The sequence below is a fragment of the Clostridium sp. genome (assembly GCF_021443865.1).
GTDB lineage: Bacteria > Bacillota > Clostridia > Clostridiales > Clostridiaceae > Clostridium.
This window is the reverse complement of sequence record NZ_JABUTB010000035.1, coordinates 1-16,468: the sequence shown is the minus strand read 5'-3', so window position 1 is coordinate 16,468 and position 16,468 is coordinate 1. Positions and strand designations below refer to the sequence as shown.

Here is a 16,468-nt window from a genome sequence, read left to right as displayed (position 1 = left end):
CATTATTTCATTTTCCAAAACTCCGAAAGGAGTTTTCACCTTAATTATGCATTAAGCATTGTTNTTCTGGGTTTGTTATTTTCCCTGTAAGTGCTGATGCTGCTGCAACTGCTGGACTCGCTAGATATACTTCTGATTCTACATGTCCCATTCTTCCCACGAAGTTTCTATTTGTAGTTGAAACTGCTCTTTCTCCTTTTGCTAGGATTCCCATATGTCCTCCTAAGCATGGCCCACAAGTTGATGTTGAGAATACTGCACCTGCTTCTACTAAATCTCTTATTATTCCTTCTTCTAAAGCTTGAAGGTAAATTTTTTGAGTTCCAGGGAATACAATACATCTAATTCCTTTTTTAATTTTCTTTCCCTTTATAATATCTCTTGCTATTCTTAAATCAGATATTCTTCCATTTGTACAAGATCCTATAACTACTTGATCTACTTCTATATCCCCAACATCATCTATAGGTCTTGTATTTTCAGGTAAATGTGGGAAAGCAACTGTTGGTCTTAATGTGCTTAAGTCTATTTCATAAACTTCATCATATTCAGCATCTTCATCTGCTTCAAAAACCTTCCACTCTCTATCTGAATGTTCCTTTAAATATTCAATAGTTACATCATCTACAGGGAAGATTCCATTTTTTCCACCTGCTTCAATAGCCATATTTGCCATTGTAAATCTATCATCTATTGAAAGATATTTTATTCCATCTCCAACGAATTCCATGGATCTATATAATGCCCCATCAACACCTATAATTCCAATGATATGAAGAATTATATCTTTACCACTTATCCACTTTGCTGGTTTATTTTTTAGAACAAATTTTATAGCTGATGGAACTTTAAACCAACATTTACCTATAGCCATTCCAGCTGCCATATCTGTGGAACCTATTCCTGTTGAAAAAGCTCCTAATGCCCCATAAGTACACGTGTGTGAATCTGCCCCAATAGCAACATCTCCAGCAACTACTAATCCCTTTTCTGGAATTAGACAGTGTTCAATTCCCATTTCACCAACATCGAAGTAATTAGTAATTTCCTTTTCTTTAACAAATTCTCTTATCATCTTATTTTGCTCTGCTGCTTTTATATCCTTATTAGGAGTAAAGTGATCTGGTACAATAGCTACCTTCTCTTTATCAAAAACTTTTTCTAACTTTAATTTATAAAATTCATTAACTGCTACTGGTGATGTAATATCATTACCTAGCACTAAATCTAAATCTGCTTCAATTAATTGACCTGCTTTTACACTTTCTAATCCTGCATGGGCTGCAAGGATTTTTTGAGTCATAGTCATACCCATGTTTTTAGTCCCCCTTTTTAAAAATAAGTTTTTAATTTCTTTTCTATATCTTTAATTAATTTATATTCAATTGAATCAACTAAGGCTATTAAACTAGCCTCTATAACATCTCTAGATACCCCAACAGTACTCCAGTTTTCCATACCATCTGTTGATTCTATTAAAACCCTTACCTTTGCTCCTGTAGCACTTTCTGAATCTAAAACTCTAACCTTATAATCTATAAGTCTTACTTCTTTTAATTGTGGATAGAATACTTCAAGCGCTTCCCTTAATGCTTTATCTAATGCATTTACAGGTCCATCACCTTCTGCTGCTGTCATTTTATTTTTTCCTTCCACTACAACATTTATTAATGCTGTTGATGTAAAATCCTTAGTATTCCAAGGCTGTTCCCCAATTGTTTTAAAATGTTTTAGTTCAAAGAAAGGCTCGTACTTGCCTATAGTCTTTCTAATTAAAAGTTCTACTGTCCCTTCAGCTCCCTCAAACTTATAACCTTCATATTCTAATTCTTTAAGTCTATTTGTTATCTTTTCAACTTCATCGCTTTCTCTAGTTATACTTGGAAATACCTTTTGAATTTCTTTTAAAATTGTACTTTTACCACTTACTTCAGATATTAGGAATCTTCTATCATTTCCTACAGCCTCTGGCTTTATATGCTCATAGGATTCTGGAGTCTTACAAATTGCATCAATATGCATTCCCCCTTTATGAGCAAAGGCTGATGCCCCTACATATGGCATATTATCTAAAAGTTTTATATTAGATATTTCCGAAATATATTTTGATGTCTTTGTTAGCTCTGAAAGCTTATTTTCAGGAATAGATTCATATCCAAGCTTTAATTGTAGTGTTGGTATTATAGCTGATAAATTTGCATTACCACACCTTTCACCAATACCGATAAAAGTTCCTTGTACATGAGATGCCCCACATTCTATAGCCATTATTGAATTAGCTATAGCCATTCCTATATCATTATGACAATGAATTCCGATTTTATCACCTACTAAAGCTACTACATTTTCAACAATCTCTTTAATTTCTGAAGTTAAAGTTCCACCATTAGTATCACAAAGAGTTATTACATCTGCCCCAGCTTCCTTTGCTGATATTAATGTTTTTATAGCATAATCGCTATTTGCCTTATACCCATCAAAAAAGTGTTCTGCATCATATACAACTTCTTTATTATGGCTTTTCAAATATATTATAGAATCCCTTATCATATTTAAATTTTCATCTAATGATGTTTTTAATATTTCTTTTACTTGAAAGTCCCATGACTTACCGAAAATAACAACTACCTCTGTATCTGCTTTTAATAAACTTTTTATGTTATTATCATCTTCAGCCCTTATATTTGCTTTTCTCGTTGCCCCAAAGGCTGATAGCTTTGAGTTCTTAAGATTTATTTCCCTCATTCTCTTAAAAAACTCCATATCCTTTGGATTAGATCCAGGGTTACCAGCTTCTATATAAGAAACCCCCAGTTTATCTAAAGCAATAGCAACCTTTATCTTATCCTCAAGAGAAAATGAAATATCTTCACCCTGTGCCCCATCTCTTAATGTAGAATCAAAGATTTCTATATATCTTTTGCTCATTGCTAAAACCCCCTAATAAGTAATGGATAATGGATAATTAACAATGCATAATTTATGATATAATTCAGCATAGCTGAATTATGAAATTTTCTAAACTCCTTTGGAGTTTATTCCGCAATTATGCATTATGCATTATGCATTACGCATTAATTTTGCATTAATTAAAGTATTCTCCATAATTAGTAATATCTTTATCTCCTCTTTCTAAAGCTGCTATTCCTGTTCTAACTATTTCTACAATTCCGTAGTCTTCCATTAATTCTATTAGTGCATTAATCTTACTATCATCACCTGTTAATTCTATTGTTACAGTATTGTGAGCAACATCTATTATCTTGCTTCTAAATATTTTTACTACTTCGTTAATTGCCCCTCTTTTTTCTGGTGAAGCTTTTACTTTTATTAAGACTAACTCTCTATAAATTGAATGTTCTGATTCTAATTCGTGAACTCTTAAAACATCTTCTAGTTTATTAAGTTGTTTTATGAATTGCTCTAAAACATCATCGTTTCCCATTAATACAATAGTCATTCTTGATATTTCTTCTTTTTCAGTTCTTCCTACTGTTAAACTATCGATATTAAATCCACGTCTTGCAAATAGTCCTGAAACTCTTGTTAAAACCCCCGATGAATTCCTTACTAATACAGATAATACATGCCTTTCCAAATTATTAGCCCCCTTTTTTAAAAAATTGTGTAAAAAAACCACCCTTAATGAAAGAATCATTTTGGTGGTATATAATTCCGCCTTAATTTCTACAATCACTAGGTTCTAACAAACCCTTGCCTTTAACGGTGCTTACCGGTTATCACTTATTAACACATCTTTGCACTTTCAGTGACACTGCTCTAGAGTGATTATTATCTAGTAAAGTATCCATTCACACCTGACATGGACTCTCTGAAACTTTTAGCCTAAATAAAGGTCTCCTTCATTGCATTTATAATCATACGGTCATATTAAGTTTTTCGTATTGCTAAGATTTTACTACCTACAACTACATAGTGTCAAGAATTTTTAGAAAACTTTGTTAATTCTCTTTTTTAACAGTTTATTTTGCGTATAATATTACCAATTTATTATTTTTTTAGTAATTTTATTAATAATTTCATATCAAATTTTGATATTGTATATTTATATTTCATATTTTTTTCTAATAATTTAACAATTTAATATGTTTAAATTTTATGAATATTTTTAGATAAAATGTAAAATATTATCTTTTTTTTTTTAATAATCATCTATCTTGTAATAAAAAAAGGAATTCAAGATATGAATTCCTTTCTTTTGTCTATCCAATTTTAATACAAGTCATAGATACTGAAGAATTTTGTATACTTTGATGGACAACTTCTACTTTATCATCTTTGTCTTGTGCGCCCACTACATACAAAATTGGTAAAAAGTGTTCATCTGTTGGTACTGCAAGTTTTGATATATCTCCTAAAGATTTATAATTAATTAAGGTTTCATAGTCATTATTTCTAACTGCATTAACAATATAATTATCAAAGGCTTCAGCCCATTCATGAGATTTTCCATAGATATCATAATCTGCAGTTCTTAAGTTATGAACTATATCCCCACTGCCAATTATTAATATCCCCTCGTCTCTAAATCCTCTTAATTTTCTTCCTATATCGTAGTGTTGTTCTTCTGTTAATAATGCATTTAAACTTATTTCAAAAGTGGGTATATTAGCTTTTGGATAAAGATATTTTAAAACTCCCCAAGCAGCATGATCTAATCCCCATTCATCAGTAAGTTTTGCACCCTCTTCTTTTAATTCTTTAGCAACCATTTCAGCGTATTCTTCTCCACCTTCTGGCTCATATTTTATATTATATATTTCCTTTGGAAATCCATAAAAGTCATAAATTTGTCTTGGCCTTTTACTGTATGTTATATATGTTCCTTTTGTTTTCCAATGAGCTGAAATTATAATAATAGCCTTCGGCTTTTCTAACTCTTGTCCTAGTTTTATTAATGAATTTGTATATTCATTGTCTAAAACTACATTCATTGGACTTCCATGAGATAGAAATAAAACTGGCATTTTTTTATTCATTTTATCACCTCATAAATTCATTTATTATACACATACTAATCATAATTATCCCCAATGTCAAATATACTTTTCAACAATAATTAAAGTTATTCACATCTGTATCTTTATATTAATAGAAAATTAAAGAGTCCAAACAAAGTCTGAACTCTTTCTTTAACTATTCACTATTCTCTATTACTTGTTACTTTAAACTAGATTTTACTTAGTATTAAATCTACTAAACCATGAGCCATTTTATCAATTTCTTCTTGATTTTCCCCTTCTAGCATAACTCTAACTAGTGGCTCTGTACCTGAAGGTCTTATTAAGACTCTTCCTACTCCATTTAAAGCTTCCTCTATTCTCTTTATTTCATTAACTATTTCTTCATCTTCTAAATAGATATTTTTCTTATCATTTGGAACCTTTGCATTTACTAAAACTTGTGGAAGTTCCTTCATTATTCCAGCTAGTTCACTTAAGCTCTTTCCACTTCTTTTTCTAATAGCTGCAACTTGTAGAGCTGTTACTAATCCATCTCCTGTTGTATTATAATCTAAGAAAATAATATGTCCTGATTGTTCTCCTCCTAGAACATATCCATCCTTAACCATTTCTTCTAATACGTATCTATCACCAACTTTAGTTTTTATGGTTTTTATATTTTCTCCTTTACAAGCAATATCTAAACCTAAGTTACTCATTACTGTAACTACTAAAGTATCATCCTTTAATTTACCTAAATCCTTAAGGTATTTTGCGCATAGCATTAATATAAAGTCACCATTAATAAGGTTTCCCTTTTCATCTACTGCTAAACATCTATCAGCATCTCCATCAAAAGCAAACCCTAAATCACAGTTCTTTTTAACAACGTATTCTTGTAATTCTTCTGGATGAGTAGAACCACATTTTTCATTGATATTAGTTCCATCTGGATTATCATTAATTACATATACCTCTGCACCTAATTCTCTAAATGCTTTTACAGCAGCACTATAGCAAGCACCATTTGCACAATCTAATGCAACTCTTAACCCTTTTAAATCTACAGGAATAGTTGATAAAGCATAGTCTATATATTCATCAAGTGCTGCAACTTCAATATGTGATCTTCCTAAGCTATGTCCTGTTGGACTTGGTACTCCTTCAAATCCACTTTCTATAACTCTTTGAATTTCATCTTCTAATTCATCTGGTAACTTGTATCCTTTATTATCAAAGAACTTAATTCCATTATATTCAACTGGATTATGTGAAGCTGAAATCATAATTCCTGCATCAGCATTATATTCTCTTATTAAATGAGCTACAGCTGGAGTAGGGACAACCCCTAAAATTACTGCTTCAGCTCCTACTGATAATATTCCTGAAACTAAAGCTGCCTCTAACATATCACCTGATATTCTTGTATCTTTTGCCACTAATATCTTTGGTTTATGAGTCCCTTCTGTTAATACATAAGCACCTGCTCTACCTAAAGCATAAGCTATTTCAGATGTTAACTCTGTATTAGCAATTCCTCTAACTCCATCTGTTCCAAACATTCTACTCATATTTTTTTACCTCTCTTTTTTCAATTGGTTATACATAATATAATAATAATAGTATATATTTATAGTTTATACATTACAACTTTATTATTTCTTAATTTTTTCTAGTCTATTTAAAATTAACTCATAGCCGCCAGTACCATAATTTAAGCATTTATTAACTCTACTTATAGTTGCTGTGCTTGCTCCTGTTTTTTCTGCTATCTCTGTATAAACCTTTTTTTCTTTAAGTAGTTTAGCAACATGTATTCTTTGTGATAATGATTTTATTTCATTTATTGTTGCAACATCTTCAAAAAAGCTATAACATTCATCTATATTATCTAATTGTAAAATCGCTTCAAAAAATAAATCTAATTCTGGATTTTTTAGTTTAGTTTCAACTATACCCAAACAATTCACTCCTAACTTTTATTACTAGACTTTTAAGCGTACCATAACTAAAATTATATCTTTACTATTAGCAATTTACAACTATATTAGGATAAAGTATTTATTCTTTTAAATCTTCATCTACTACTGTTTCTAAATCCTTTAATCCTCTTTCCTTTAAATTAGTATAAATAGAATCTGTTGGTACTAGCCACACTTCTCCTGTTCCCCTATAAACATTAAGTAAACCTTCTCCATTTAGTGCTGTTCCAACAAGAGTAGTACCTGATTTTTCTACTGTAAATTCTATATTACCACTTCTTAGAATTGCAAAATTCCCATCTATCTTTAATGTATCCCTATATAATTTACATCTGAATATTTCTTTTTCTGGAACTGGGATTTCTAAAACCACTATTCCACTTCCACTTAATCTAGTTTGATATATTCCTTCTTTTCCAAATATCATAGAAGATATGTTTTTTTGCATTACTGGTTCCACTTCTATTCCTTCTTCGCAAGCATAAAACAATTCATCATCTATAATAATTTCTTCATCCTCTAATTCTATTAATGTAAAATGCCCAAAACTAGGTTCTAAAAACACTTCTCCTGTTCCTTTTAAAACTGGCTTAAACATTGACTCTCCAGTAACCTTACTAGAAAAAAATTTTTTACCAAGTCCTATTATTCCACCAGTTTTAGTTACTATATCGATATTTCCCTTCATATAACTTAAAGAACCTGACTCTATTTTTACTTCACTATCATCTAAAATAATTCTAATTTGTTTTAATCTAATAGATGAATCCTTCATTAAATTAATTTGTAATGCAGTATTTAAATCCATTGCCCCTTGTAAATTATCATATTCTAAAATCTGAAACGTACTTTCATTCTTCATTTCTGATATCATATTAATTCTATTTTTCATATTATCTGAAGTTATCAAAAATATCCCCTCCCTTTAATTATTTTACCATATATTTGTAATTTAAATCACTATATTAATGTTATCCTTGAAGTATAATAAAAAAAATTAAAGAATGAAGTAATGAAAGAATTGTGGTTAAAATCCATACTGGATTTTTAAATAAAAAGATATTAATAATCTTTGTTATAAGTTTTTCTTAGAAAAACTTCCCCTATTCTTTCATTTTTTGATTTCTTCATTCTTTCATTAAAAATTACTTTGCAATTTACATGTATTCTTTAACTTCTTCTTCCCCATTTAAAACTCTAAGAGCACCCTCTGCTAAAGCTAATAATTCGTCTTCACCTGGATATACAGTAATTTCTGATATCCATCCTGTTCTATTTCTTAATTCTTCTACAACTTTTTCTGAATATGCTATTCCTCCTGTAAGAATAATTCTGTCAACCTTTCCTTTTAAAACTGTTGATATTTCTCCTACAGCTTTTGAAACTTGATATATAAAAGCATTAAAATATAACTTAGCATTTTCGTCATTTTCTTCTACAAGCTTTTCCACATCTCTAGCATCATTAGTATTTAAGTATGCTACATATCCACCTTTTCCAACTATTTTTGTGTAAACTTCTTTTTCAGTAAGCTCTCCACTATAGCACATCTTAATTAATGCTCCTACTGGAACAGTTCCTGCTCTTTCTGGTGAAAATGGACCTTCTCCATCTAGAGCATTATTAACATCTATAACTCTGCCAGCCTTATGAGCTCCTACAGAAACTCCGCCTCCCATATGGACTACAATTAAATTTAAATCTTCATATTTTAACATATTTTCTTTTGCATATCTTTTTGCAACTGCTTTTTGATTTAAAGCATGAAATTTACTTACCCTTGGTAATTCTGGAACTCCTGATATTCTAGCTACATCATCAAGTTCATCAACAACTACTGGGTCAACTATGAAGGCAGGAATATTTAGTTCTCCAGCTATTTTATCAGCTAACATTCCGCCTAAATTTGAAGCATGTTGTCCTTGTACTCCTATTTTTAAATCTTCAAGCATTCTATTGTTAACCTTATATGTTCCACTTTCCATAGGTTTTAGCATTCCGCCTCTTCCTACTATTGCTGATAATGAATTTATATCAAAATTCTTTTCTTTAAGTACATTTATTATAATGTCCTTTCTAAAATCCATTTGATCAAATATAGTATCGTATTTTCCTATCTCATCTGATGAATGTCTTAAAGTTTCTTGAAATAATTCTTTATCTCCTTGGAAAACTCCAATTTTTGTTGATGTTGAGCCTGGATTAATAATTAATAGATTATTTGACATACAATTTCTCCCCCAATACTATTTTATAGCTTCAGCAACTAATGCAGCTAAAGCAATTGAATTAACTTTTGTTTCAAAACTATCTGCTCTTGATGTTAGTATAACTGGTGCTGATGTTCCTACTAAAAGTCCACCATTTCTTGTTTTAGCTGTATAAGTTAATGTCTTATACATAACATTTGCTGTTTCTATATTTGGAAGTAATATTATATCTGCTTTTCCTGCCACTTCTCCTGTTATTCCTTTATGCTTTGCTGCTTCTACTGAAAGAGCATTATCAAGAGCTAAAGGCCCATCTACTATACAACCTTTTATTTGGCCTCTATCATTCATCTTAGCTAATAAAGCAGCATCAATAGTTGGTTGCATATCTTGATTTACAACTTCTACAGCACATACTGCTGCAACCTTTGGAACTTCTATTCCACAAGCACGTGCAACTCCTACTGCATTATTTAGAATTTGAACTTTTCCCTTTAAATCTGGATAAGTATTAAATGCTGCATCTGTTAATAGAATTAACCTATCTATTCCTTCTATTTCAAAAACTGAAACATGAGACATAAGCTTTCCTGTTCTTAATCCTACTTCTTTATTAAGTACACTTCTTAAAAATGTAGCAGTATCTACTAACCCCTTCATAACCATATCTGCTTTCCCTGTTGAAACTAATCTTATAGCTTCTAAGGAAGCTTTTGTTACATTTTCTTCATTTACTACTTCATAGTCTGATAAATCCATGCCTATCTTATCTGCTATTTTTTTTATTTCCTTCTTATCCCCTACTAGTATTGCATCTGCAATGCCTTTTTCTTTAGCTAACTTAATTGCTTCTAACACAGGTTCGTCTTGGGCAACGGCAACGGCAACCTTTTTGTTAGCAATTTCATTAACTTTTACCAATAGATCATCAAAATTTTTACTCATCTTTACACCTCATATACATTTAGTTGATTTTACTCCCCATACTAATTTTAAATATAATTGTTAAATTTTTGTCATATCTTTATATTTTTATATCTCTATACATTATATTCTAACAAAAAAAATTCTGAAAATATTAATTTTCAGAATTTTCTTATATCTTTATTTAATTGGCTTATATTTATTTATAATTTTTTCCGCAACCTTAATTCCATCAACTGCTGCAGATATTATTCCACCAGCAAATCCTGCTCCTTCACCAGCAGGAAATAATCCTTCTATAGATACACTTTGTAAATTTTCATCTCTATTTATTCTAACAGGAGCAGAAGTTCTTGTTTCTATCCCTGTTAAAATTGAGTCATAATTACCATATCCCTTAATTTTTTTGTCAAAATCTACAATAGCTTCTTTTAATGCTTCTATTACATATGGTGGTAGACATTTTCTTAAGTCTTCAAAAACATATCCTGCTGTGTAACTAGGTGTAACACTTCCAAGCTTTGTACTAATTCTATCTTCCATAAAGTCTCCTAGTAATTGTACTGGTGCCTTATAGTTTCCTCCACCTAATTTATATGCTAAGTTCTCATAATGTCTTTGGAATTCCATACCTCTTAAAGGTGATGTTCCTTCAAAGTCATCTGGAGATACAGTAACAACTAAAGCAGAATTAGCATTTTCTAAATCTCTAGCATGATAACTCATTCCATTTGATACTAATCTTTCATTTTCTGAAGCAGCTGCTACCACCACTCCCCCTGGGCACATACAGAAAGAATATACTGCTCTTTTTAATTTTTCACTTTGATATGTTAATCTATATTCAGCTGCCTTAAGTCTTGGATTCTTATACATTTCTCCATACTGGCTTTTATTTATAACTTCTTGTGGATGCTCTATTCTTACCCCTATAGCAAAGGCCTTAGGCTCCATAAACACCCCAACTTTATTTAACATTTCATATGTATCCCTTGAACTATGTCCTATTGCTAAAATTAAATTTTCACAAGGTATTTCATTTCCATTTGCTATAATGGATTTAATTTTTCCCTCTTCTATTTTTATTTCTTCTAATTTAGTAGAAAATAAAACTTCTCCTCCTAGGGATTTAATCTTTTCTCTTATATTTTTTACAACGCCCTTTAAAAGATCTGTTCCCACATGTGGCTTTGCCATATAAGTTATTTCTTCAGGGGCTCCAGCCTTAACTAGTTCTCTTAATACATAATCACATCTATTATCTTTAATTCTTGTGGTTAATTTACCATCAGAGAAAGCTCCTGCACCACCTTCACCAAACTGAACATTAGATTCCGTATTTAACTTTCCAGTTTTCCAAAAGTTATTAACAGACTCTGTTCTTTTATCCACATCTTCTCCACGTTCTATTACAATTGGTTTATATCCCTTTTCGGCTAATAAAAGTGCAGCGAATATTCCTGCTGGTCCAAAACCTACTACTACAGGTCTTGTTTTAAGTTCTTTTTCTCCAAATTCAATTTCTGCATTATATTTTTTAACTTCTAATCTTAAGTCTTTATCTTTAAGCTTCTTTATTAGCTTCTCTTCATTAGGATGTTCAACATCTACACAATATACATATTTAATATCATTTTTCTTTCTAGCATCTAGGCTTTCTTTTATTATTTTGAAATCCTTTATTTCTTCTTTTTGAATTCTTAGCTTTTTTGAAATCTTATTTATTAATAAACTTTTATCTTCATCTATACTTAAGGCTATATTATTAATTCTTATTGCCATTTAATCTTCCCCTTTCTAAGTATTACATTACTTATAAAGATATTTTACTGTTATACAATTTCTTATTTTAACATATATCAATGAAAAAAAATATGGTATATCTTTCTCCATAAATCAAAAAAACTACTAACTAAAATTTAGCTAGCAGTTCTTTTAATTTATATTATACTTTTAATCATCAGTACTATCTTCCTCATTTGGAGTACCTTGTGCTATTTCTTTAGATACTGTAAGTGATACATGTTCTACTGATTCTATTGAAAAGCTATTATTTAGATTCTTTAATGCAACATTCGGAGTTGCATCGAAGGTTCCTTCTGATTTATAGGAACTGATATCTAAACTAGCTAATATATTATCTTCCGTGACACTTTCTATTTCATCTTGATATCCCTTTATAGTTACCTTTATATTTTCCTTATTAGGTAGTACCTTAATGCCATCATTACTTCCAGTAATATTAAACTTTATAGAAAAATCCTTTGTTACCATAGAAACAACATTAACTCTTGCTGTTAGCACTTCTTCTCCTTCAGCAACATTTATCCCTTCTGGTAATAGTAAATTAAGATTAATATCTTTATTTCCTGTTATAGTTGATAAATCTATTGGATTACTTGAGACTTCGTTTATAGTATCTAAAATCTCTTTTGGTCCTAAAATTTCAACGGTTTTTCTACTACTGTCTATAGACTTCAGCTTAACTCCACTTGGTAATTGTCCAGTGGTTGGTATTTTTACATTAACTGATTTACCCTTGCTAACCCTTACTTCTATTCTAGCAGTTTTACTAGATAAATTAACTCCTAGCACTTCTGTTCCCTTTTCATCAACTGCCTTAATATCATAGTCTCCAATAATATCTTCATGGACATCTTCTTTATTATCAGTTACAACTAACCTTGCTACACTGCTTACAACAGATTCTGCTCCAGATACCACTACCTCTGTTGGATTTATAACTGGAGTTGATGCAAAATATCCAGACTTAGGAGTAATATTAATATTAGATGTAACTGGCATAGTTTTATCAACCATATCTTCTATTTTTATAGAAACACTTAAAGTATTTGTATTTCTTATACTCACACTAATAGGATAATCTACTATAGATACTGGTACTTTATTTTCTCCCTTTTTCCAAGCATATTCACTTAAATCTACTTGAAGTGTAAAGTCACTTTTCTTTATTTTATTTATATCATTTGTATTGCCTTCTACTTTTAAAGTCACAAAAAACTCTTGATTAGGTGTTAAGGCTAATTTAGATGAAGCTAAAGCATCTAAATTTACTAGTTCTACAGGTATCTTAGTTATTTCAGTAGTCCTTATTTTATTTTCAACATTCGTAACATAAACCCATAATCCTACAGATAATAAAAGGCATATTATAGGTATTACGAATTTATTTTTTTCCTTCTTATCCATGCCTTCAACCTCTCCCCAACTGATTTAACTTTTTTATTTTCACTATGTTCTAGCATCCTTAGTAAAATAATCCTTAGTTTTTCTTTATCGTAATTTCTTGTTAATCTACCATTAATAGCTAAAGATACAACCCCTGTTTCTTCAGACACTATTATAACAATAGAATCTGAAATTTCTGATAATCCTATAGCTGCTCTATGCCTAGTTCCAAGCTTCTTATTTATTGTAGTATTGCTTGTTAAAGGCAACACGCATCCAGAAGCTAATATTCTATCATCTCTTATTATAGTTGCACCATCATGTAGAGGTGTATTAACAACGAAAATATTTTCAAGTAAATTAGATGTAACCTTAGCATCTAAAACAGTACCTGAATTAGATATGTCCCCAAGTCTCGTTAGTTGCTCAACTACAATTAAAGCTCCAGTTTTACTTTCTGCTAAATTTCCTACTGCATTTACTATCTCATTAACAGTAATATTCCTTTTCTCTTCATCTTGCATTTTATGAAGTTCTTCAAAGGCACTTCTTCCTATATGCTCTAATCCTCTTCTTATTTCCGGTTGGAATATAATAATTACTGATAACAAACCTATAGTAAGAGTTTTATTTAAAATAAAATTAAGCATTTCTAAATTTAATAGATAGCTTATTGGAATAAGAATAATCATTAAAATAATACCTTTTAAAAGTTGCTCTGCTCTAGTTTCCTTAATTAATGAATACCCTTTATAGAATATATAAGCAACTACTATAATATCTAAAATTGATGAGATGGATATATTTTTAAATGTATTAATCAAAAATGTAATAATTTCTTGCATCAAAGGGCCCCCCAACTTTTTGTATATTATAATTATACACCAATTAATAAAATCTTAGTATAATACTTTATTTTTTTAATATTTTTAATAATATTTTAATATTTTCTATAATATAAATTTATGTAAATAGAAATGTGAGGTGATTATACTATGAATAAAAATCCTTTATCTTATTTTAGGGAACATAAAAATGTATTAATAATTTCTTTTATATTATTGCTCCTTATATTAGCATCTATAATTTTTATTAACTATAACTCAAAAGAAAATAAAATAAAAAGATACTTAAAGGATGCTTCCAAGGAATTAGTTGAAATTACTTTAACTCTTCCTGCTGGCATAAAGGATCTAACTATAGATACAACTATTACAAAAAATATATTATCTAAAGGAATAGAAAATTTAAATAATCTTCTTCAATCAATTTCTAACGTAGAAGAGGTATCACCAAATATCTCGACAACTAAGGCTAATTTAACTGCTGCTGTAAATTCCACAATTTCATTATTTAATTATAGCCTTCAGACATTATCTAACCCAACAAACATAAAAAGCGTTGATGACTTAAATAAGTTTGATACCTTAAGGGATGATTGTATAACTAATTATTCTAATTTGGCACTTAACAGAATATATGTTAATTTTTCTAAAGAAACTATAACTTTTCTTAATAACTTTAGTAGTTATATGAATACATTAATTAAAATTAATAGGGATTCTCAATTTATAGATTCACAAAAAAGAAATTTTGTTAATATTCTTCAAGGATATAAAAGTGATATTTCATACTTAAATGAAGATTTAACCATAGCAATAAATAAAATTAGGGAAGATAAAAGAGATTTAAATGTAATTATAGATGACTTATATGAAAAAGAAGAAATCTATAACAAATTAAAAGATAATCTTACTCTTATCTCTATTCCTGAAGGTTGTATGGATATTTATGAATCATTAAATGAGTATTTAAATTCCTATTCAGCTTACTTATTATCTATTAAGGATGCTGTTATATATGAGAAAACAGTAAAAAATTTAGATGATGCCTCTAAAGAAATAGCTAGTAAATATAAAAATTCTAACTCTAAAAGAGAAGATGCTTTATCAGCTTATAGTGTATATGAAAAGAAATTAACAAAATTTTAGTATTAAATTAATTCTTTTGGTAATAATAATTTTTGGATTATTATTTATCCAAAAGGAGGTTATTTATGAAATATTTAAGAAAAATCTCTATTTTATTAATAGCCCTTTTATTTTCAGCAAACATCAAAGTATTTGCTTATTGCAATACTATAGAAATGAGGAAGAACAATTTAAATGAAGAATTAAATCTAACATTAATAAATAAACCTAAGGAAGGAGCTATTCAAGTTTTTAATCACAATGACAAATTAATTTATTTATCAAAAGAAGATTTAGACTTAATGGCAAAGATAGTCTATGCTGAAAGTAAAGGTGAGCCTTATGAAGGCAAAATCGCAGTTGCGTCGGTTATTTTAAATAGAGTATTAAGTCCTGGTTTTCCTAATAGCATTAAAGAGGTTATATTACAACCTCAAGCATTTTCTTGTGTTGTAGATGGTGAAATTAATGTTTCCCCTACAGAAGAATGTTATAATGCTGTTTATGACGCTATTGAAGGAAATGACCCAACTAATGAAGCTTTATTTTTCTATAATCCTGCTATAGCTACATGCTCATGGATGCAGGGAGTAGAAAAGAAAGATTCTAAAAGCATTGGTCAACATTTATTTTTTAATACAAATAGTTAAAGGAAAAGAGCTGCTAAAATTGCAGCTCTTTTATTTCTATTTTTCGAAGGTTCCTTTAACTATAGCTTCTCCATTTTCAACCATTACTTTCCCCATGGCTATAACAGTATCTATTTCTAAAGTGTTTTCATCTACTAATACTAAATCAGCATCTTTCCCAACCTCTATAGAACCCTTATTATCTAATTTTAATACTTTAGATACATTAGAAGTAATTACTTTTAATGCCTCTTCTATTGGTATTTCATATGTTTTTATACACTTTCTTACTTCTTCATAAAGACTTGAAACAGAACAAATTTCTATTTTTATTAACTTTCCATTTTTATCAAATATAGGCATACTTCCATTTCCATCTGATGAAAAAGTAACATTTTCAACATTAGATTTGTTTTTTATTAAAATGCTTAAAGCTTCACTTGCACTTAATTCTCCTGGTGCTAATTGATCTTCTGGAGTGCTAGTAGTGAAATCTATATATCCACCTTTATTTATATATTCTTCACCAGATTTAAATAAATCACCATTTCTATTTATATGAGTTGGTAAAATTTGAGTTATTGGAAGCTCTGTTTCATC

The 16,468-nt window shown here is 29.6% G+C and carries 15 protein-coding genes; 2 read left to right on the top strand and 13 right to left on the bottom strand.

Annotation, left to right across the window (positions count from 1 at the left end; translation table 11 throughout):
* Window positions 1–40 precede the first annotated feature (40 nt).
* The 12 genes from leuC to cdaA form a co-directional block, all read right to left on the bottom strand.
* Window positions 41–1,315 carry a 3-isopropylmalate dehydratase large subunit gene (leuC, locus tag HUJ77_RS07465; RefSeq protein ID WP_291707952.1) on the bottom strand — a complete coding sequence of 425 codons (1,275 nt, stop codon included), beginning with the start codon at window positions 1,313–1,315 and terminating at the stop codon, window positions 41–43.
* 17 nt (window positions 1,316–1,332) lie between these two features.
* Window positions 1,333–2,928: a citramalate synthase gene (gene cimA / locus HUJ77_RS07460; protein WP_291707951.1), complete on the bottom strand. Its 1,596-nt coding sequence runs from the start codon at window positions 2,926–2,928 to the stop codon at window positions 1,333–1,335.
* A 157-nt stretch (window positions 2,929–3,085) separates the two neighbouring features.
* A complete protein-coding gene (gene ilvN, locus HUJ77_RS07455) occupies window positions 3,086–3,598 on the bottom strand; it encodes an acetolactate synthase small subunit (protein WP_291707950.1) in 513 nt (170 codons plus the stop codon).
* A gap of 625 nt (window positions 3,599–4,223) precedes the next feature.
* Window positions 4,224–5,000, bottom strand: a complete 777-nt coding sequence (gene ygiD / locus HUJ77_RS07450) for a 4,5-DOPA dioxygenase extradiol (RefSeq protein WP_291707949.1) — start codon at window positions 4,998–5,000, stop codon at window positions 4,224–4,226.
* A 191-nt stretch (window positions 5,001–5,191) separates the two neighbouring features.
* Complete coding sequence (glmM, locus tag HUJ77_RS07445) at window positions 5,192–6,535, bottom strand: phosphoglucosamine mutase (RefSeq protein ID WP_291707948.1); 1,344 nt, start codon at window positions 6,533–6,535, stop codon at window positions 5,192–5,194.
* 84 nt (window positions 6,536–6,619) lie between these two features.
* Window positions 6,620–6,925, bottom strand: coding sequence for a YerC/YecD family TrpR-related protein (locus HUJ77_RS07440; RefSeq protein WP_291707947.1), 306 nt, complete (start codon window positions 6,923–6,925; stop codon window positions 6,620–6,622).
* 100 nt (window positions 6,926–7,025) lie between these two features.
* A complete protein-coding gene (locus HUJ77_RS07435) occupies window positions 7,026–7,856 on the bottom strand; it encodes an AIM24 family protein (RefSeq protein WP_291707946.1) in 831 nt (276 codons plus the stop codon).
* A 247-nt stretch (window positions 7,857–8,103) separates the two neighbouring features.
* Entirely contained in the window at window positions 8,104–9,174 is a 1,071-nt protein-coding gene (buk, locus tag HUJ77_RS07430) for a butyrate kinase (RefSeq protein ID WP_291707945.1), read from the bottom strand.
* A gap of 18 nt (window positions 9,175–9,192) precedes the next feature.
* Window positions 9,193–10,101, bottom strand: coding sequence for a phosphate butyryltransferase (gene ptb / locus HUJ77_RS07425; RefSeq protein ID WP_291707944.1), 909 nt, complete (start codon window positions 10,099–10,101; stop codon window positions 9,193–9,195).
* A 159-nt stretch (window positions 10,102–10,260) separates the two neighbouring features.
* Window positions 10,261–11,862, bottom strand: coding sequence for an FAD-dependent protein (locus tag HUJ77_RS07420; RefSeq protein WP_291707943.1), 1,602 nt, complete (start codon window positions 11,860–11,862; stop codon window positions 10,261–10,263).
* A 171-nt stretch (window positions 11,863–12,033) separates the two neighbouring features.
* A complete protein-coding gene (locus tag HUJ77_RS07415; RefSeq protein ID WP_291707942.1) occupies window positions 12,034–13,290 on the bottom strand; it encodes a CdaR family protein in 1,257 nt (418 codons plus the stop codon).
* Window positions 13,260–14,114 (bottom strand): diadenylate cyclase CdaA, encoded by an 855-nt coding sequence (cdaA, locus tag HUJ77_RS07410; RefSeq protein WP_291707941.1) that lies wholly within the window; start codon window positions 14,112–14,114, stop codon window positions 13,260–13,262. The genes HUJ77_RS07415 and cdaA overlap by 31 nt, the downstream gene beginning before the upstream one ends.
* 150 nt (window positions 14,115–14,264) lie before the next feature.
* Here cdaA and HUJ77_RS07405 point away from each other — a divergent pair, with 150 nt between their 5' ends.
* Window positions 14,265–15,260 (top strand): hypothetical protein, encoded by a 996-nt coding sequence (locus HUJ77_RS07405; protein WP_291707940.1) that lies wholly within the window; start codon window positions 14,265–14,267, stop codon window positions 15,258–15,260.
* A gap of 65 nt (window positions 15,261–15,325) precedes the next feature.
* Window positions 15,326–15,889 carry a cell wall hydrolase gene (locus tag HUJ77_RS07400; RefSeq protein ID WP_291707939.1) on the top strand — a complete coding sequence of 188 codons (564 nt, stop codon included), beginning with the start codon at window positions 15,326–15,328 and terminating at the stop codon, window positions 15,887–15,889.
* Between the two features lie 36 nt (window positions 15,890–15,925).
* Here the strand turns inward: HUJ77_RS07400 and HUJ77_RS07395 are convergent.
* Window positions 15,926–16,468: amidohydrolase family protein (locus HUJ77_RS07395; RefSeq protein ID WP_291707938.1), on the bottom strand; the 543-nt coding region annotated here is incomplete at its 5' end.